This is a genomic window from Leclercia sp. LTM14 (genome assembly GCF_023736175.1).
GTDB classification, from domain to species: Bacteria; Pseudomonadota; Gammaproteobacteria; order Enterobacterales; family Enterobacteriaceae; genus Enterobacter; species Enterobacter barmai.
The window spans coordinates 711,614-730,757 of the sequence record NZ_JAIKTT010000001.1 but is presented as its reverse complement, the minus strand read 5'-3'; the positions used below and the strand labels follow the sequence as shown (position 1 = coordinate 730,757).

The 19,144-nt window shown below is 58.2% G+C and carries 18 protein-coding genes and 1 pseudogene; 17 read left to right on the top strand and 2 right to left on the bottom strand.

The window, feature by feature from the left end:
- Positions 1-56: 56 nt before the first annotated feature.
- From prmB to K5I40_RS03415, 6 genes are all read left to right on the top strand, one after another.
- Positions 57-989, top strand: coding sequence for a 50S ribosomal protein L3 N(5)-glutamine methyltransferase (gene prmB / locus K5I40_RS03440; RefSeq protein WP_039030936.1), 933 nt, complete (start codon positions 57-59; stop codon positions 987-989).
- A 76-nt stretch (positions 990-1,065) separates the two neighbouring features.
- Entirely contained in the window at positions 1,066-2,151 is a 1,086-nt protein-coding gene (gene aroC, locus K5I40_RS03435) for a chorismate synthase (RefSeq protein ID WP_039030937.1), read from the top strand.
- A 2-nt stretch (positions 2,152-2,153) separates the two neighbouring features.
- On the top strand, positions 2,154-2,978 hold the full coding sequence (gene mepA, locus K5I40_RS03430) for a penicillin-insensitive murein endopeptidase (RefSeq protein ID WP_138369843.1): 825 nt from the start codon (positions 2,154-2,156) through the stop codon (positions 2,976-2,978).
- Entirely contained in the window at positions 2,978-3,787 is an 810-nt protein-coding gene (locus tag K5I40_RS03425) for a sulfite exporter TauE/SafE family protein (protein WP_039030939.1), read from the top strand. Before mepA ends, K5I40_RS03425 begins: the two co-directional genes overlap by 1 nt.
- Positions 3,787-4,335, top strand: coding sequence for an elongation factor P hydroxylase (locus K5I40_RS03420; protein WP_039030940.1), 549 nt, complete (start codon positions 3,787-3,789; stop codon positions 4,333-4,335). Before K5I40_RS03425 ends, K5I40_RS03420 begins: the two co-directional genes overlap by 1 nt.
- Before the next feature lie 9 nt (positions 4,336-4,344).
- Positions 4,345-4,626, top strand: coding sequence for a YfcL family protein (locus K5I40_RS03415; protein ID WP_039030941.1), 282 nt, complete (start codon positions 4,345-4,347; stop codon positions 4,624-4,626).
- 70 nt (positions 4,627-4,696) lie between these two features.
- On the opposite strand, the gene mnmC is transcribed toward K5I40_RS03415, so the two are convergent.
- A complete protein-coding gene (gene mnmC, locus K5I40_RS03410) occupies positions 4,697-6,697 on the bottom strand; it encodes a bifunctional tRNA (5-methylaminomethyl-2-thiouridine)(34)-methyltransferase MnmD/FAD-dependent 5-carboxymethylaminomethyl-2-thiouridine(34) oxidoreductase MnmC (protein ID WP_223073700.1) in 2,001 nt (666 codons plus the stop codon).
- A gap of 158 nt (positions 6,698-6,855) precedes the next feature.
- Between mnmC and fabB the strand changes: the two genes are divergently transcribed.
- On the top strand, positions 6,856-8,073 hold the full coding sequence (gene fabB / locus K5I40_RS03405) for a beta-ketoacyl-ACP synthase I (RefSeq protein ID WP_039030943.1): 1,218 nt from the start codon (positions 6,856-6,858) through the stop codon (positions 8,071-8,073).
- A gap of 48 nt (positions 8,074-8,121) precedes the next feature.
- Here fabB and flk read toward each other — a convergent pair whose 3' ends face one another.
- Positions 8,122-9,126, bottom strand: a complete 1,005-nt coding sequence (gene flk, locus K5I40_RS03400; protein ID WP_223073701.1) for a flagella biosynthesis regulator Flk — start codon at positions 9,124-9,126, stop codon at positions 8,122-8,124.
- Between the two features lie 114 nt (positions 9,127-9,240).
- Here flk and pdxB point away from each other — a divergent pair, with 114 nt between their 5' ends.
- The 10 genes and pseudogenes from pdxB to K5I40_RS03350 all read left to right on the top strand — a co-directional run bounded on the left by pdxB (position 9,241) and on the right by K5I40_RS03350 (position 18,993).
- Positions 9,241-10,377, top strand: a complete 1,137-nt coding sequence (pdxB, locus tag K5I40_RS03395; protein ID WP_039030944.1) for a 4-phosphoerythronate dehydrogenase PdxB — start codon at positions 9,241-9,243, stop codon at positions 10,375-10,377.
- Positions 10,378-10,444: 67 nt separating this feature from the next.
- Complete coding sequence (locus tag K5I40_RS03390) at positions 10,445-11,458, top strand: aspartate-semialdehyde dehydrogenase (RefSeq protein ID WP_138369847.1); 1,014 nt, start codon at positions 10,445-10,447, stop codon at positions 11,456-11,458.
- Positions 11,458-12,270 (top strand): tRNA pseudouridine(38-40) synthase TruA, encoded by an 813-nt coding sequence (gene truA / locus K5I40_RS03385; protein ID WP_138369848.1) that lies wholly within the window; start codon positions 11,458-11,460, stop codon positions 12,268-12,270. The genes K5I40_RS03390 and truA overlap by 1 nt, the downstream gene beginning before the upstream one ends.
- Positions 12,271-12,298: 28 nt before the next feature.
- The gene (locus K5I40_RS03380) at positions 12,299-12,958 is read left to right on the top strand and encodes a DedA family protein (protein ID WP_039030947.1); all 660 of its coding nucleotides are present in this window, start codon (positions 12,299-12,301) and stop codon (positions 12,956-12,958) included.
- A gap of 142 nt (positions 12,959-13,100) precedes the next feature.
- Positions 13,101-14,005: pseudogene (gene accD, locus K5I40_RS03375) on the top strand (acetyl-CoA carboxylase, carboxyltransferase subunit beta).
- Positions 14,006-14,073: 68 nt separating this feature from the next.
- Complete coding sequence (gene folC, locus K5I40_RS03370; RefSeq protein ID WP_223073702.1) at positions 14,074-15,342, top strand: bifunctional tetrahydrofolate synthase/dihydrofolate synthase; 1,269 nt, start codon at positions 14,074-14,076, stop codon at positions 15,340-15,342.
- On the top strand, positions 15,332-16,039 hold the full coding sequence (gene dedD, locus K5I40_RS03365) for a cell division protein DedD (protein ID WP_138369850.1): 708 nt from the start codon (positions 15,332-15,334) through the stop codon (positions 16,037-16,039). The genes folC and dedD overlap by 11 nt, the downstream gene beginning before the upstream one ends.
- A gap of 255 nt (positions 16,040-16,294) precedes the next feature.
- A complete protein-coding gene (cvpA, locus tag K5I40_RS03360; protein WP_223073703.1) occupies positions 16,295-16,783 on the top strand; it encodes a colicin V production protein in 489 nt (162 codons plus the stop codon).
- A 33-nt stretch (positions 16,784-16,816) separates the two neighbouring features.
- A complete protein-coding gene (gene purF / locus K5I40_RS03355) occupies positions 16,817-18,334 on the top strand; it encodes an amidophosphoribosyltransferase (protein ID WP_039030951.1) in 1,518 nt (505 codons plus the stop codon).
- Between the two features lie 89 nt (positions 18,335-18,423).
- Positions 18,424-18,993: a UbiX family flavin prenyltransferase gene (locus K5I40_RS03350; RefSeq protein WP_039030952.1), complete on the top strand. Its 570-nt coding sequence runs from the start codon at positions 18,424-18,426 to the stop codon at positions 18,991-18,993.
- Positions 18,994-19,144: the final 151 nt, after the last annotated feature.

The window sequence follows — 19,144 nt, the reverse complement described above, 5'->3', positions numbered from 1 at the left end:
CGTCTTCATGGCACACTAGCCGCCGAAAATTTAGCGAGCATGCCCTGGAGAACATAGTGGATAAAATTTTTGTCGATGAAGCGGTGAATGAGCTGCAAACCATTCAGGACATGTTGCGTTGGGCGGTCAGCCGTTTCAGCGCGGCCAATATCTGGTACGGTCACGGTACCGACAACCCGTGGGATGAGGCGGTACAGCTGGTGCTGCCGTCACTCTATCTGCCGCTGGATATCCCGGAAGATATGCGTTCTGCGCGCCTCACCTCCAGCGAGAAACACCGTATCGTTGAGCGCGTGATCCGTCGCGTTAACGAGCGTATCCCGGTGGCGTACCTCACCAACAAAGCCTGGTTCTGCGGCCATGAATTCTTTGTCGATGAACGCGTGCTGGTGCCGCGCTCGCCGATTGGTGAACTGATCAATAACCATTTCGCCGGCCTGATTGACCATCAGCCTGAGCATATCCTCGATATGTGCACCGGCAGCGGCTGCATCGCCATTGCCTGCGCTTATTCCTTCCCGGATGCGGAAGTGGACGCCGTGGATATCTCCCCTGACGCGCTGGCGGTAGCGGAACACAACATTGAAGAACACGGTCTGATCCATCACGTCACGCCGATCCGTTCCGATCTTTTCCGTGACCTGCCGAAAGTGCAGTACGACCTGATTGTGACCAATCCACCGTACGTCGATGCAGAAGATATGTCCGATCTGCCAAACGAATACCGCCATGAACCTGAGCTGGGACTGGCTTCCGGCTCCGACGGCCTGAAGCTGACCCGCCGTATACTGGCCTGCGCGCCGGATTATCTGACCGATGACGGTATTCTGATTTGTGAAGTCGGTAACAGCATGGTACATCTGATGGAGCAATATCCGGATGTGCCGTTCACCTGGCTCGAGTTCGACAACGGTGGCGACGGCGTCTTCATGCTGACCAAAGCGCAGCTTCTCGTCGCGCGCGAGCACTTCAGCATCTACAAAGATTAATCCAACGGGCTTCGGCCCGTTTCACATTGCGCAAACACAGAAAGCTCAAACACAGAACAACGAAAACGGAGCCGTGATGGCAGGAAACAGTATTGGACAATTATTTCGTGTGACCACGTTTGGCGAGTCGCACGGGCTGGCGCTGGGTTGCATCGTTGATGGCGTACCGCCTGGCATCGAACTGACCGAAGCTGATTTACAGCACGATCTCGACAGGCGCCGCCCGGGCACCTCGCGCTATACCACCCAGCGCCGCGAGCCGGATCAAGTCAAAATCCTGTCAGGCGTCTTTGAAGGACGCACTACCGGCACCAGCATCGGCCTGCTGATTGAGAATACCGATCAGCGCTCCCAGGACTACGGCGCCATCAAGGATGTGTTCCGCCCGGGCCACGCTGACTATACCTACGAACAGAAATACGGTTTTCGTGACTATCGCGGCGGCGGACGCTCCTCCGCCCGTGAAACCGCCATGCGCGTGGCGGCAGGCGCCATTGCTAAAAAATACCTGGCGCAGAAGTTTGGTATTGTCATTCGCGGCTGCCTGACCCAGATGGGCGACATTCCGCTGGCGATCGAAGACTGGGATCAGGTTGAACAGAACCCGTTCTTCTGCGCCGATGCCTCGAAGCTGGAAGCGCTGGACGAACTGATGCGCGCCCTGAAAAAAGAGGGTGACTCCATTGGTGCCAAAGTCACGGTCGTGGCCGACGGCGTTCCGCCGGGCTGGGGTGAGCCGGTCTTTGACCGCCTCGACGCCGACATTGCCCATGCGATGATGAGCATCAACGCGGTGAAAGGGGTAGAGATTGGCGACGGTTTTGACGTGGTGGCGCTTCGCGGCAGCCAGAACCGCGACGAAATTACTAAAGAGGGCTTCCAGAGCAATCACGCGGGCGGCATTCTGGGCGGCATCAGCAGCGGGCAGCAGATTGTGGCTAACATTGCGCTGAAACCAACCTCCAGCATTACCGTGCCGGGCCACACCATTAACCGCTCTGGCGAAGAAGTTGAGATGATCACCAAAGGACGTCACGATCCGTGCGTCGGGATCCGCGCAGTGCCCATCGCCGAAGCGATGCTGGCGATCGTGCTGATGGATCACTTCCTGCGCCAGCGCGCGCAGAATGCGGATGTGACGACCACCATTCCACGCTGGTAACCATGAAAAAAACCGCAATTGCTCTGCTGGCGCTGCTTGCCAGCGGGACCGCTCTGGCGGCAACGCCGTGGCAAAAAATCACCCACCCGGTGGCGGGCAGCGCCCAGTCCATCGGCGGGTTCTCTAATGGCTGTATCGTAGGCGCAGAAGCGCTGCCGCAGCAGTCCTCCACGTATCAGGTGATGCGCACCGATCAGCGCCGCTACTTTGGTCACCCGGATCTGGTGCTGTTTATTCAGCGCCTCAGCAACCAGGTGCATAACCTGGGGCTGGGCACGGTGCTGATTGGCGATATGGGGATGCCGGCAGGCGGACGCTTTAACGGCGGCCATGCCAGCCATCAAACCGGGCTGGACGTGGATATCTTCCTGCAGCTGCCGAAAACCCGCTGGACCTCGGCCCAGTTGCTGAAGCCCCAGGCGCTCGATCTGGTCGCCAGCGACGGCAAGCGTGTGGTGCCGTCGCTCTGGTCGCAGGATGTTTCCGCCATGATCAAGCTGGCGGCAAAAGATAACGACGTCACGCGCATCTTCGTTAACCCGGCCATCAAGCAGCAGCTTTGCGAAGATGCCGGAACCGACCGAGACTGGCTGCGTAAAGTGCGGCCGTGGTTCCAGCACCGTGCGCATATGCACGTGCGTCTGCGCTGCCCGGCGAACAGCCTGGAATGCGAAGATCAGCCGCTGCCACCGCCTGGCGATGGCTGTGGTTACGAACTGCAAAGCTGGTTTGAACCGGCCAAGCCTGGAACCTCTAAGCCTGAGAAGAAGACACCACCTCCTTTGCCGCCTTCCTGCCAGGCGCTACTGGATGAGCATGTACTTTAATGGACCAATTTGCTGAGTTGTTTATGGTATCGCCGCTGCTGCTGGTGGCGCTGTTTTTTATCGCTATGCTGGCCGGTTTTATTGATGCACTGGCGGGCGGCGGCGGGCTGTTAACCGTTCCGGCCCTGCTGGCGGCGGGGATGAGCCCGGCGCAGGCGCTGGCGACCAACAAGCTGCAGGCGTGCGGCGGATCGTTATCCGCCTCGATCTATTTTATCCGCCGCAAGGTAGTGAGCCTCGCCGACCAGAAGCTCAATATCCTGATGACCTTTATCGGCTCAACCAGCGGTGCGCTGCTGGTGCAGCATGTGCAGTCCGATATACTGCGCCAGATCTTACCCATCCTCGTTATCTGTATTGGCCTCTACTTTTTACTGATGCCAAAGCTTGGCGAAGAGGATCGGCAGCGCCGCCTGCACGGATTGCCGTTTGCGCTGATTGCCGGTGGCTGTGTCGGCTTTTATGACGGTTTCTTCGGCCCGGGCGCCGGGTCGTTTTACGCCCTGGCGTTCGTGACCCTGGCCGGTTTTAACCTCGCCAAATCCACCGCCCATGCCAAAGTGCTGAACGCCACCTCGAACCTCGGTGGCCTGCTGCTGTTTATCATCGGCGGCAAGGTGATCTGGGCGACCGGATTTGTGATGATGGCCGGACAATTTCTGGGCGCGCGGGCAGGTTCGCGCCTGGTGTTAAGCAAAGGGCAACAGCTCATTCGTCCGATGATTGTCATTGTCTCGGCCGTAATGAGTGCCAAACTTCTTTATGACAGCCACGGACAGGAGATCCTCCACTGGTTGGGGATGAACTAATGAACAGTACGCATAAATACGAACAGCTGATTGAGGTTTTCAACGGCTGCTTCGCGGAAGATTTTAATACCCGTCTGATTAAAGGCGACGACGAACCGATCTATCTTCCTGCAGATGCGGAAGTGCCGTACAACCGGATTGTGTTCGCTCACGGCTTTTATGCCAGCGGTTTGCATGAAATATCGCACTGGTGTATCGCAGGAAAAGCGCGTCGCGAGCTGGTGGACTTTGGCTACTGGTACTGCCCGGACGGCCGCGACGCCGCGACCCAGGGGCAGTTTGAAGATGTAGAGGTCAAACCCCAGGCGCTGGAGTGGCTGCTGTGCGTGGCGGCAGGATTCCCGTTTAACGTCAGCTGTGACAACCTCGAAGGCGACTTCGAGCCAGACCGTATTGTCTTCCAGCGCCGCGTTCACGCGCAGGTGATGGAGTATCTTGAGAAAGGCATTCCGGAACGTCCGGCACGCTTGATCAAGGCTTTACAGAATTATTACCACACGCCGGAGATCACGGCGGAATGCTTCCCGTGGCCGGAAGATCTTAACTGAGGAAAGAAGATGATCGCAGAATTTGAATCACGCATTCTGGCATTAATTGATGACATGGTGGAGCACGCCAGTGACGATGAACTGTTTGCCAGCGGTTATCTGCGTGGTCACCTGACGCTCGCCGTCGCCGAACTGGAAGCCGGTGACGACCACTCTCCGGACGCGGTGCACGCTGAAGTGTCACGTAGCCTGGAAAAAGCCATTCTGGCGGGCGAACTCTCTCCGCGCGACCAGTCTCTGGTGCTGGGGATGTGGGATACGTTGTTTCAGAAAGCCAGCGTAAACGCATAGGTGATATTCCGCACGAATTATTCCCTCTCCCCTATGGGGAGAGGGTCAGGGTGAGGGGCCCAGCCCGCACCTATTTGACCATTTTCCCCTTCAACAACTTCCTTACCCATAACCGGTTCGGATTGAGCGCCGCCAGCGTGTGGCTGTCCAGCGGGATCGGCTCGTTGCTCATCTGCGCAGCAAGCACTTCCGCCGTCAGCGGGGCCGTGCAGAGCCCGCGTGAACCCAGCCCGCCAAGCACGAACAGATTACGAAACTCCGGGGCGCTGACCGCCTGCTCTTTGTTATTAGCGAGATCCTGATACGCCGCCAGGGTGGCGTCATAATCCGGCACCGCACCGGTCATCGGCAGGTGATCGCGGGTGGCACAGCGAATACCGTTTCGCGCCTCACCGGCGCTGACATCCACTTCACGCGTCCAGGCCGCCTGCGGCAAACAGTCGATCAGACGCTGGCGATTATTCTGCTGATCCTCTTCGCTGTACTGCGGTTCGGTCTGCCCGCGATGATAGCTTGCGCCGATGCAGTGCTGACCGTTAGCCGGGTTTTGCGGGGTCAGATACCCGTCGTAGCAGAGCACCTGACGCAGCTGGCTCAGCTGTTCAGCCGCCGGAATATGGCTCACCTGGCCGCCCACCGGGTAAACCGGCAGCTGGGCGGTCTGGCTGAACTGGCTGATGCCGTGTCCGTTCGCCAGCACCACGCTGCCATGCTGCGCCCGCTCACCCTCGGCAAACTCCAGCATCCACCGGGTGTCGGCCTGCTCCAGTGATTTCACCCGACGGCCATAGTGCACCTGCAGGCCGAGGGTCTGCGCCAGGGTAATCACCGCCGCGGTGAGCTGGGCCGGACACAGCCAGCCGCCGAGCGGATACTGGATCCCGCCGCAGCCGGTGGGCACGCCGATGCTTTTTTGCACCTGTCCGGCATCCACCGCCACCGCGATCTGCTCCGGCAGGCCCAGGGCCAGCATCTGGTCTATTTTTTTCTGGCTCTTCTCATCCCAGCCCAGCTGGGTGACGCCGCACCAGGCATGATCAAAGTCTACCGGCAGGGCATCGTACAGACGGCGGGCGAAGGTGAACGCCGCCGGGAAAAACTGGCTCAGCGCGGCATCATGTGCGCTCAACAATGGATAGAGCGCCCCCTGGCGATTGCCGGAGGCACCCGCCGCCGGGGCATCGTCGGCGCAGTAGAGCGTCACCTGCCAGCCACGGCGTAACAGCGCCAGCGACAGCAGGGCGCTGGCGATGCCACCGCCCACGACGGCGGTTTCGCGCCCGTCGCTGGCCGTACGGGCAAACCACGGCGTGCGGGCAGGGGAGGGGAGATCCTGCTCCATCACCCCGATGAGCATTTCGCGCTTGCGGCCAAAGCCTTTGGTTTTTTGCACCCTGAAGCCCGCCTCCTGCAGGCCGCGACGGACAAAGCCGGCGCAGGTAAAGGTGGCGAGCGTCCCGCCCGGCCGGACCAGACGAGCCATGGCAGCAAACAGCTGCGCGTTCCACATATCCGGATTTTTGGACGGGGCAAAGCCGTCGAGGAACCAGGCATCGACCTGCTGATTCAGGGAGTCATCCAGCCGGTCGGTGAGCTCATTGATATCACCGAGCCAGATATCAAGCGTGACGCGCCCGCCGTCCAGCAGCAGACGATGGCAGCCCGCGACGGGCAGCGGCCACTGGGCCTGGAGCTGTTCCGCCCAGGGCGCCAGTTCCGGCCAGTGCTGGTGCGCCAGACGCAGATCGTCGGCGGCCAGCGGAAATTTCTCGAAACTGATGAAATGTAACCTTTGCAGCGTAGCGTCAGGGTGAGCTGCACGGAAGCGATCGAAGGCTTGCCAGAGGGTGAGAAAGTTCAGCCCGGTGCCAAATCCGCTCTCGGCCACCACAAACAGATCGCGGGGATGCAGCGGAAAACGGGAATTCAGCTGGTTTCCATCGAGGAAAACATAACGTGTCTCTTCCAGTCCGTTATCATTAGAGAAGTAGACATCATCAAAATCTCGGGAAACAGGTGTACCCTCAGCGTTGAATTCGAGGTTGGCAGGTTGTATGGCGTTTTGTTTCACGTAAGTTACTCGTCTGACAGGCTGTGCCGCGATCTTAACGATGTGCGTCTGATGGTGCAAATTTCCGCAGAAATTGGCTGATCGGACTTGTTCGGCGTACAAGTGTACGCTATTGTGCGACTCGAAACTTAAAATAGTGCGACTTACAGAGGTATTGAATGAAACGTGCAGTGATTACTGGCTTGGGCATCGTTTCCAGCATCGGTAATAACCAGCAGGAAGTCCTGGCATCTCTGCGTGAAGGACGCTCCGGGATCACCTTCTCTGAAGAGTTTAAAGATTCCGGCATGCGTAGCCACGTTTGGGGTAATGTAAAACTGGACACCACGGGCATGATCGATCGCAAAGTGGTCCGTTTCATGAACGATGCCTCCATCTACGCCTATCTCTCCATGCAGGAAGCGATTGCTGACGCTGGCCTGAGTGAAGACGTTTACCAGAACAACCCACGTGTGGGTCTGATTGCCGGTTCCGGCGGCTCGTCTAAAGCCCAGGTATTCGGTGCTGACGCCATGCGTAGCCCACGCGGCCTGAAAGCGGTCGGTCCATACGTTGTGACCAAAGCCATGGGTTCAGCGGTTTCCGCGTGCCTGGCGACCCCGTTCAAAATCCACGGCGTAAACTACTCCATCAGCTCCGCCTGTGCGACATCTGCACACTGTATCGGTAACGCGGTTGAGCAGATCCAACTGGGTAAACAGGACATCGTATTTGCTGGCGGCGGTGAAGAGCTGGGCTGGGAAATGGCCTGTGAGTTCGACGCGATGGGCGCACTGTCCACCAAATACAACGAATGTCCGGAAAAAGCCTCCCGTACCTACGACGCAAACCGTGACGGTTTCGTAATCGCTGGCGGCGGCGGTATGGTTGTGGTTGAAGAGCTGGAGCACGCTCTGGCCCGTGGCGCGCACATCTACGCTGAGATCGTAGGCTACGGCGCAACGTCCGATGGCGCAGACATGGTTGCACCATCAGGTGAAGGCGCTGTGCGTTGCATGAAAATGGCCATGCACGGCCTGGATACGCCAATTGACTACCTGAACTCCCACGGTACTTCTACTCCGGTAGGCGACGTGAAAGAGCTGGGTGCAATCCGCGAAGTGTTCGGCGACAACAGCCCGGCTATCTCTGCAACCAAAGCCATGACCGGTCACTCTCTGGGTGCGGCTGGCGTGCAGGAAGCTATCTACTCCCTGCTGATGCTGGAACACGGCTTCATCGCCCCAAGCATCAACGTTGAAGAGCTGGATGAGCAGGCTGCTGGCCTGAACATCGTTACCGCGACAACCGAGCGTGAACTGAATACCGTGATGTCTAACAGCTTCGGTTTCGGCGGCACCAACGCCACGCTGGTAATGCGTAAGCTGAAAGCGTAATGACTGCGCCGGATGTCAAAAGGGAGCCTGATGGCTCCCTTTTTTGTTTTAAATCACCAGCCAGATTAGCGCCATTGCTACCAGCAGGGCGACCAGCATCAGGCCAGGTCGGGCTGACAGGGATTTGAAGGTCTCGACCACCGGGGCAAACAGTGGGTTGTAGATCGGCTGGATATTACGTACTTCCAGCGTGCCACTCTCCCGCTCGCTGCGGCGGGTGAAGATCTCATTGAGCAGATCCTGAACCTGGGCGGTGGTCAGCACCGTCTGCGGCGTCGCCTGCCAGGTCTGCCGGGCATAATCCTGAATGTTGTCCCACTCCTGGGGTTCAAGCGGCTGTTTCAGCGCGGCCTGCAGGGTGTGCAGGGTTGGTGCGCTCTGGGTGCTCAGCGTCTGGCGCGCCTGCAGCCAGGTGGCAAGATGGGTAAACTGCCTGGCCGGTATCAACTCTCCCGCCTTTACTCCCGACAGCTCCAGCATCGACTGCCAGATCAGTTTGGTTGGCTCGCCCGTGGCGGCGGCAAGTTTGGTCACCATCTGCTTCAGCGTGTTGTGCTCCGCCGGCAGCAACGGGCGTTCCGTTGCCGGGCGCTGCTGCGGCTGCGGGATCGCAAGCTGGTTATTTTGCAGCAGCGTCAGTACCGTTTTGAGCTGCTCGGGCGTCAGCTGGTTCAGGGCCGTCTGGCCATACTGCTGGCGAATAAAATCGCTGGCCGCCTGACGGTTATTACCCAGATTCAGCAGCTCCGTCAGCTGGGAGACCATCTGGCGGGTGGTGTGATTTTGCTGGGCAGTATTCAGGCGCTGGTTGAGGTTTTGCTCTGCAGCAGGGAAGTGGCGCGACAGCATGGGCGCATCACTCTTCATTCCCAGATCGTGTTTGACTCCGGCCCACACTTCCGCATTCTGCTGCGACGTCAGGGCAATCAGCCGGGTGATCAGACGTTCCAGTACAGTGCGTTGCTGTGTGGAGAGGGGCTGTTCACCCGCGACGTGGGATGGACGCGGGCCATCACCCGGAGGTTGTGGCGGCGTACCTGAAATGGGCTGCATCGGCAAAAAATCCTTAAATTCGTTACTCATCGTTAACCAGGTTTACGTATATGCCTGGCGGCCAGATTATGGCACACTTGACCGGATAACTTCCTCTCAAACAGGTACTCAGACGTGAAAATCCTCGTTGATGAAAATATGCCTTACGCCCGCGAGCTCTTTAGCCGCCTGGGTGAGGTTAAGGCCGTTCCCGGACGCCCCATTCCGCTCGCCGAGCTGGATGATGCCGACGCCCTGATGGTGCGCTCGGTGACCAAAGTGAATGAGGCGCTGCTGTCTGGCAAAGGTGTGAAGTTTGTCGGCACGGCAACCGCAGGAACCGATCATGTGGATGACGCGTGGCTGAAGCAGGCCGGGATTGGCTTTTCCGCCGCGCCGGGCTGTAACGCTATTGCCGTCGTGGAGTATGTTTTCTCATCCCTGCTGATGCTGGCCGAGCGCGACGGCTTTACCCTCACCAGCCGGACCGTAGGCATTGTCGGCGTGGGTAACGTGGGCAGCCGACTGCAAAAACGCCTTGAGGCGTTAGGTATTCGCACGCTGCTGTGCGATCCGCCCCGCGCTGACCGTGGTGATGAAGGGGATTTCCGCAGCCTGGATGAGCTGGTGGCCGAGTGTGACGTGCTCACCTTCCATACGCCGCTGTTTAAGGACGGGCCGTATAAATCGCACCATCTGGCAGATGACGCGCTGATTAGCCGCCTGAAGCCGGGCACCATTCTGATTAATGCCTGCCGTGGTCCGGTGGTGGACAACGCGGCGTTGCTGCAGCGCCTGGAAGCCGGGCAGGATCTCAGCGTGGTGCTGGACGTGTGGGAGCCGGAGCCGGATCTCAACGTGGCCCTGCTGGATAAAGTGGATATCGGCACCGCGCACATTGCGGGCTACACCCTCGAAGGCAAAGCCCGCGGTACTACCCAGGTGTTCGAGGCGTACAGCACCTTTATTGGCAAATCCCAGCAGGTAGCGCTGGACACGCTGCTGCCAACCCCGGATTTTGGTCGCATCACCCTGCACGGCACGCTGGATCAGGGAACGCTGAAAAGGCTGGTGCATTTAGTGTATGATGTGCGCCGCGATGACGCGCTGCTGCGAAAAGTAGCGGGTACGCCGGGTGAATTTGACAAGCTGCGTAAGCATTACGTTGAGCGCCGCGAATGGTCTTCCCTGTATGTGATGTGTGATGACCCTGCTGCGGCATCGCTGCTGCATAAGCTGGGTTTCAACGCCGTTCACCACCCGGTTCGTTAATGTCTTCTTAATGCTCCCTGGCGGATACTCCGCCGGGGACGCTTTTTTATTTCTGGAGTAAACCACCATGTCTGAAGGCTGGAACATTGCCATACTGGGCGCAACGGGCGCCGTGGGCGAAGCCCTGCTCGAAACCCTTGCTGAGCGTCAGTTCCCGGTGGGCGACATCTATGCCCTGGCGCGTAACGAGAGCGCAGGCGAGCATCTGCGTTATGAGGGCAAATCGGTACGCGTTCAGGACGCGGCTGAGTTCGACTGGACCCAGGCGCAGCTGGCCTTTTTCGCGGCCGGGGCTGAAGCCTCCGCGGCCTATATTGAAGACGCCACCAACGCCGGCTGTCTGGTCATCGATTTAAGCGGCCTGTTTGCCCTTGAGCCGGACGTACCGCTGGTCGTGCCGGACGTCAATCCGTTCGTGCTGGCTGACTACCGCAACCGTAACATCATCGCCGTACCGGACAGCCTGACCAGCCAGCTGTTAACCGCTCTGAAGCCGCTGATCGACGAAGGCGGTTTATCCCGCATCACCGTCACCAGCCTGCTGTCGGTCTCCGCCCACGGTAAAAAAGCGGTGGATGCCCTTGCCGGACAGAGCGCGAAGCTGCTGAACGGTATCCCGGTGGACGAAGATGACTTCTTTGGCCGTCAGCTGGCCTTCAACATGCTGCCCCTGCTGCCGGATCGCGAAGGCAGCGTGCGCGAAGAGCGCCGTATCGTCGATGAAGTGCGTAAGATCCTGCAGGACGAAGGGCTGATGATCTCCGCCAACTGCGTGCAGTCGCCGGTGTTCTACGGCCATGCCCAGATGGTGAGCTTTGAAGCCATGCGCCCGCTGGCGGCGGAAGAGGCGCGTGACGCCTTTGGCCGTGGCGAAGATATTGAGCTCTCCGAAGAGCGCGAGTTCCCGACCCAGGTGGGCGACGCCACGGGCAATGCCCGCCTCTCAGTTGGCTGCGTGCGCAACGATTACGGCATGCCGGAGCAGGTTCAGTTCTGGTCGGTAGCCGATAACGTGCGTTTCGGCGGCGCGCTGATGGCGGTGAAAATCGCTGAGAAACTGGTGCAGGAGTATCTGTACTGATGTCTGAAGTGGAACAAAAGCCGGTCCATAGAATTGCTCTCGGGATTGAGTACGATGGCAGTAAATACTATGGCTGGCAGCGTCAGAACGAGGTGCGCAGCGTCCAGGAGAAGCTGGAGAAGGCGCTCTCTCAGGTCGCGAATGAACCCATCAATGTCCTGTGTGCGGGGCGGACCGACGCCGGTGTGCACGGTACGGGGCAGGTGGTTCACTTTGAAACCACCGCGGTGCGTAAAGACGCGGCCTGGACGTTAGGGGTAAATGCGAATTTGCCTGGTGACATCGCGGTACGGTGGGTCAAAAATGTGCCGGATGATTTTCATGCGCGTTTCAGCGCCACCGCGCGCCGTTACCGCTACATCATCTATAACCAGCGTCTTCGTCCGGCAGTGTTGGGCCAGGGCGTCACCCATTTTTACGAACCGCTGGATGCCGATCGCATGCACCGTGCGGCGCAGGCGCTGATTGGCGAGAACGACTTCACCTCTTTTCGTGCCGTCCAGTGCCAGTCGCGTACCCCTTGGCGCAACGTGATGCACATTAACGTCAGCCGTCATGGCGCGTATGTGGTGGTGGATATCAAAGCGAACGCTTTTGTTCATCATATGGTCAGGAATATTACAGGCAGCCTGATGGAAGTAGGCGCCGGACACCAGCCGGAGAGCTGGATTGCAGAGTTGCTGGCAGCGAAGGACAGAACGCTGGCGGCAGCAACGGCGAAAGCGGAAGGGCTGTATCTGGTCTCGGTGGATTACCCGGATCGATTTGACCTTCCGAAACCGCCAATGGGCCCGCTGTTTTTAGCGGACTGATAGCCGTGGCAATTAAGGTTTAGACAATATGGATTTTATTCGCTTTCTGATTGATTTCATTCTGCATATTGATGTTCACCTGGCAGAGCTGGTCGCTGATTATGGCGTCTGGGTGTATGCCATTCTGTTCCTGATCCTGTTTTGTGAAACCGGTCTGGTGGTGACGCCGTTCTTACCGGGCGATTCGCTGCTGTTCGTGGCGGGGGCGCTGGCATCGCTGGAAACCAACGATCTCAACGTTCATCTGATGGTCGTGCTGATGCTTATCGCCGCGATCCTTGGCGATGCGGTGAACTACACTATAGGTCGGCTTTTTGGCGATCGGTTGTTCAGTAACCCGGATTCGAAGATTTTCCGTCGCAGCTATCTCGATAAAACCCATGCGTTTTATGAGAAACACGGCGGCAAAACGATTATTCTCGCCCGTTTTGTGCCCATCGTCAGAACCTTTGCCCCCTTTGTTGCGGGTATGGGCCACATGTCGTACCGTCAGTTTGCGCTCTATAACGTCACCGGTGCGCTGTTATGGGTGCTGAGCTTTACCTACGCGGGCTATTTCTTCGGCACCATTCCTATGATCCAGGAAAACCTTAAGCTGCTGATCGTAGGGATTATTGTGGTTTCGATTCTGCCAGGCGTCATCGAAGTGATTCGTCACCGACGCGCGGCGGCAAAACAAGCAAAATAAAAGCACGACTGCGGTTCGACCACTTTTTTATCCAAAGTTTCGGGCTGTTATGTTTTAATGTGCAACATTCATGGTCTGTCGGGGGCAAAAATGGCATTATGCGCCCCTTGCAGCAAACCTGGTTCAGGCAGAAAGGTTATCAATGAGCTGGATTGAACGAATTAAAAGCAATATCACCCCAACCCGCAAAGCGAGTATTCCTGAAGGGGTGTGGACCAAATGTGACAGCTGTGGCCAGGTTCTGTACCGCGCCGAGCTGGAGCGTAATCTGGAAGTTTGTCCGAAGTGCGATCACCACATGCGTATGTCGGCGCGTAATCGCCTGCATAGCCTGCTGGATGAAGGTTCTCTGGTTGAACTGGGCAGCGAGCTTGAGCCGAAAGATGTGCTGAAGTTCCGTGACTCCAAAAAATACAAAGACCGTCTGGCCTCTGCACAGAAAGAGACCGGCGAGAAAGACGCTCTGGTCGTGATGAAAGGCACTCTGCACGAGATGCCGGTTGTCGCAGCGGCGTTTGAGTTCTCCTTTATGGGCGGCTCAATGGGTTCCGTAGTGGGCGCGCGCTTCGTGCGTGCCGTTGAGCAGGCGCTGGAAGACAACTGTCCGCTGATCTGCTTCTCCGCGTCCGGTGGTGCACGTATGCAGGAAGCGCTGATGTCGCTGATGCAGATGGCAAAACCTCCGCAGCGCTGGCGAAAATGCAGGAGCGCGGTCTGCCCTACATCTCCGTACTGACCGACCCGACCATGGGCGGCGTATCGGCAAGTTTCGCGATGCTGGGCGATCTGAACATCGCTGAACCGAAAGCGCTGATCGGCTTTGCCGGCCCGCGCGTAATCGAACAAACGGTACGTGAAAAGCTGCCGCCGGGCTTCCAGCGCAGTGAGTTCCTTATCGAGAAAGGCGCTATCGACATGATCGTCCGCCGTCCGGAAATGCGCCTGAAACTGGCCAGCGTTCTGGCGAAGCTGATGAATCTGCCGTCGCCGAGCCCGGATGAGCCGCGCGAAGGCGTGGTCGTACCGGATCAGGAACCCGAGGCCTGATAACTGAAAAGGGCAGGGCCAGTGGCGCTGCCCTTTTGCTTTCTAACCGTAACTGAAAAGCGCGCATCATGGAAAATATCACTCTTCCCCAAGCCACGTCGCCCCTGGCCGCGTGGCTTTCTTATCTGGAAAACCTGCACAGTAAAACCATCGACATGGGACTTGAGCGCGTAAGCCAGGTAGCGGCGCGCCTTGATGTTCTGAAACCGGCTCCCTTTGTTTTCACCGTGGCGGGCACCAACGGCAAAGGCACCACCTGCCGCACCCTGGAAGCCATGCTGATGGCGGCAGGGTACAAAGTGGGGGTCTACAGCTCGCCGCATCTGGTGCGCTATACCGAACGCGTGCGGGTGCAGAACACGGAGCTGGCGGAATCGGCGCACACCGCCGCTTTTGCCGAAATCGAAGCCGCGCGCGGCGAGATTTCCCTGACCTATTTTGAATATGGCACGCTGTCCGCGCTGTGGCTGTTTAAGCAGGCGCAGCTCGACGTGGTGATCCTCGAAGTCGGCCTGGGCGGGCGTCTGGATGCCACCAATATCGTCGACCCGGATGTGGCGGTGGTCACCAGCATCGCGCTGGATCATACCGACTGGCTGGGGCCCGATCGCGAAAGCATTGGCCGTGAAAAAGCCGGTATCTTCCGCCCAGGCAAACCGGCGATCGTCGGCGAACCCGATATGCCGCACACCATCGCCGATGTGGCGCAGGAGAAAGGGGCGCTGCTTAAGCGTCGCGACGTGGACTGGCGCTACAGCGTGACGGAAAGCAACTGGCGCTTTGAAGATGCCGTGGGCGCGCTGGAGAACCTGCCGCTGCCCCAGGTACCGCAGCCGAATGCCGCGACGGCGCTGGCCGCGCTGCGCGCCAGCGGTCTGGCGGTGAGCGAGCAGGCGATGCGTGACGGTATTCAGAATGCGATTCTGGCCGGGCGCTTCCAGATAGTCAGCGAATCACCACGTCTGATTCTGGATGTGGCGCATAATCCTCATGCCGCGGCGTATCTCGCGGGACGTCTCAAATCATTGCCAAAAACCGGGCGCGTGCTGGCGGTTATCGGTATGCTTCATGATAAAGATATTGGCGGCACGCTGGCCTGCATGGAGAGTGTTGTCGATAGCTGGTATTGTGCACCTCTGGAAGGCCCACGCGGGGCGACTGCCGAACAGCTGATGGAACATCTCGGCGGGGGCAAAAGCTTTGCAAGCGTGGAGCTGGCATGGCGTGCGGCAATGGCAGACGCCAGCCCAGAAGATACCGTGCTGGTGTGTGGTTCATTCCACACGGTGGCACATGTCATGGACGTAATGGATGCGGGGAGAACCGGTGGCAAGTAAGTTTCAGAACCGTTTAGCAGGCACCATTGTGCTGGTGGCGCTGGGGGTGATTATTCTCCCCGGGCTGCTTGATGGACAGAAAAAACATTACCAGGATGAGTTCGCGGCGATCCCGCTGGTACCGAAACCCGGCGACCGGGATGAGCCGGATATGCTGCCGGCGGCGACGCAGGCTCTGCCAGCGCAGCCACCTGAAGGTGCCGCCGAAGAGGTGCGGGCGGGCGATGCCGCGGCCCCATCCTTAGATCCGTCGCGTCTGGCTACCGGGAATAATAACGAGCTGGACCCTGTTGCGGCACCGGTAGAGCAGTACGCGCCGAAACCGGTGCAAAAACCGAAACCGGCTGAGAAGCCGCAGCCGAAACCGCAGCGCGATAACACCAGCCAGCAGCTGGCGGCGGCCACAGAAACCCCACCGGCCAAACCGGCCGCTGAAGAGAAGCCTGCTCCAACCGGCAAAGCCTATGTTGTGCAGCTTGGGGCACTCAAAAATGCCGATAAGGTCAACGAGGTAGTGGCTAAGCTTCGTGGCGCGGGGTATCGCGTTTACACTTCACCTTCCACGCCGGTACAGGGTAAAATCACCCGTATTCTCGTGGGCCCGGATGCGTCGAGAGACAAGCTGAAAGGGTCGCTTGGGGAGCTTAATCAGCTCTCGGGTCTGAGCGGCGTAGTGATGAACTACAGCGTGAATTGATGTAAGTATTTTCCCCTCACCCTGACCCTCTCCCCGGAGGGGCGAGGGGATGAATTCCCCCCTCTCCCTTGAGGGAGAGGGCCGGGGTGAGGGGGAGGCAGACGTCCGCAGAGGCGCAAACTGCCCACGGCGCTGAATATTTTTTCAGCGCTTTTTTTATTTACGCGCGGGAAGGAAATCCCTACGCAAACGTTTTCTTTTTCTGTTAGAATTCGCCCCGAACTGGATGACAGGGCGTTTGATCGTGGGACACATATGGTCTGGATTGATTACGCCATCATTGCGGTGATAGGTTTTTCCTGTCTGGTTAGCCTGATCCGTGGCTTTGTTCGTGAAGCGTTATCGCTGGTAACCTGGGGCTGTGCCTTCTTTGTTGCCAGTCATTACTACACTTACCTGTCTGTCTGGTTCACGGGCTTTGAAGATGAACTGGTTCGAAATGGGATTGCCATCGCGGTGCTGTTTATCGCGACGCTGATTGTCGGCGCCATTGTTAACTACGTGATTGGCCAGCTGGTTGAGAAAACCGGGTTGTCAGGAACGGACAAGGTGTTGGGGATCTGCTTCGGAGCGTTGCGAGGCGCGCTGATTGTCGCCGCCATACTCTTCTTCCTTGATACCTTTACCGGGTTCTCAAAGAGTGAAGACTGGCAGAAATCGCAGCTTATCCCGCAGTTCAGCTTCATCATCAGATGGTTCTTTGACTATCTGCAAAGCTCGTCGAGTTTTTTGCCCAGGGCATAAACCCTGAGATGTGGCTTAACGAGGAAATGACGAATGTGCGGTATTGTCGGTATCGCCGGTTTCATGCCGGTAAACCAGTCTATTTATGACGCATTATCGGTGCTTCAGCACCGTGGGCAGGATGCTGCGGGTATCATCACCATTGATGCACACAACTGCTTCCGTTTACGTAAGGCCAATGGCCTGGTAAACGATGTGTTTGAAGCCCGCCATATGCAGCGTCTTCAGGGCAACATGGGTATTGGTCACGTTCGTTACCCGACTGCTGGCAGTTCCAGCGCCTCTGAAGCCCAGCCGTTCTACGTTAACTCGCCGTATGGCATCACGCTTGCCCACAACGGCAACCTGACCAACGCTCACGAGTTGCGTAAGAAGCTGTTTGAAGAGAAGCGTCGTCACATTAACACCACCTCTGATTCTGAAATCCTGCTCAACATCTTTGCCAGCGAGCTGGACAACTTCCGTCACTATCCGCTGGAAGCAGACAACATTTTTGCTGCCGTGGCTGCCACTAACCGTCTGATTCGCGGTGCCTATGCCTGCGTAGCGATGATTATCGGCCACGGTATGGTCGCCTTCCGCGACCCGAACGGCATTCGCCCGCTGGTGCTGGGCAAGCGCGATATTGGCGACGGCCGCACCGAGTATATGGTGGCGTCTGAAAGCGTGGCGCTGGATACCCTGGGCTTTGAGTTCCTGCGTGACGTCGCACCTGGCGAAGCGGTGTACATCACCGAAAAAGGCCAGCTGTTTACCCGTCAGTGTGCAGAGAACCCGGTCAGCAATCCGTGCCTGTTCGAATACGTCTACTTTGCCCGTCCGGACTCCTTCATCGACAAAATCTCCGTCTACAGCGCCCGCGTCAACATGGGCACCAAGCTCGGCGAGAAGATTGCCCGCGAGTGGGAAGACCTGGATATCGACGTTGTGATCCCAATTCCGGAAACCTCCTGCGATATCGCACTGGAGATGGCGCGTATTCTGGGTAAACCGTACCGTCAGGGCTTCGTGAAGAACCGCTACGTTGGCCGCACCTTTATCATGCCGGGCCAGCAGCTGCGCCGTAAATCGGTGCGCCGCAAGCTGAACGCCAACCGCGCTGAATTCCGCGACAAGAACGTGCTGCTGGTGGATGACTCTATCGTGCGTGGCACCACCTCTGAGCAGATTATCGAGATGGCCCGTGAAGCGGGTGCGAAGAAGGTCTATCTGGCCTCTGCGGCACCGGAAATTCGCTTCCCGAACGTCTACGGTATCGACATGCCGACCGCCAACGAGCTCATTGCCCACGGTCGTGAAGTGGACGAGATCCGCCAGATCATCGGTGCCGACGGCCTGATTTTCCAGGATCTGAACGATCTGATTGACGCGGTGCGTGCCGAGAATCCAGACATTCAGCAGTTTGAGTGCTCGGTGTTTAACGGTATCTACGTGACCAAAGACGTCGATCAGAAATACCTGGATTACCTCGATTCGCTGCGCAACGACGATGCGAAAGCCGTGCAGCTGGCGAACGATCTCGAAAGCTTAGAGATGCACAACGAAGGTTAATCGCTATAACAGGCGAGGGCGTCCGCCCTCGCTTGCAACTCCCGCCAAAATCCTGCACAGTCAGCCCTGTAACAGCAAGGGCGAACATCATGAAACGATTAATAGTAGGGATCTCAGGGGCCAGCGGCGCGATTTACGGTGTCCGTTTGCTGCAGGTATTGCGCGACGTCGCCGAGGTTGAAACCCATCTGGTGATGAGCCAGGCCGCGCGTCAGACCCTCTCTCTGGAAACCGATTATTCCCTGCGTGACGTTCAGGCGTTAGCCGACGTGATACACGATGCGCGCGATATCGCCGCCAGCATCTCCTCCGGATCGTTTAAAACCGCGGGCATGGTGATCCTGCCCTGTTCCATCAAAACCCTCTCGGGTATCGTCAACAGCTATACCGATACGCTGGTGACCCGCGCGGCCGACGTGGTGCTGAAAGAGCGCCGTCCGCTGGTGCTGTGCGTACGCGAAACCCCGCTTCATCTGGGCCACCTGCGTCTGATGACCCAGGCGGCGGAACTGGGCGCGGTGATTATGCCCCCGGTGCCGGCGTTTTATCACCGCCCGCAATCGCTTGATGACGTGATCAATCAAACCGTGAACCGGGTTATCGACCAGTTCGACATTGACCTTCCGGACGATCTCTTTACCCGCTGGCAGGGCGCCTGACGGAAAAGATGTCCTGTCCGGGGGCAGATCGGCGCAACGTGCCCTGTTTCAGGGCAATTCTGCAACAGCGATCATATCCTCAACATTTAATTCCTTTTTTCCCTTCCCGCCACTGCGGTTCGTTTGGCAGACCTGCTATCTTTCACCATTA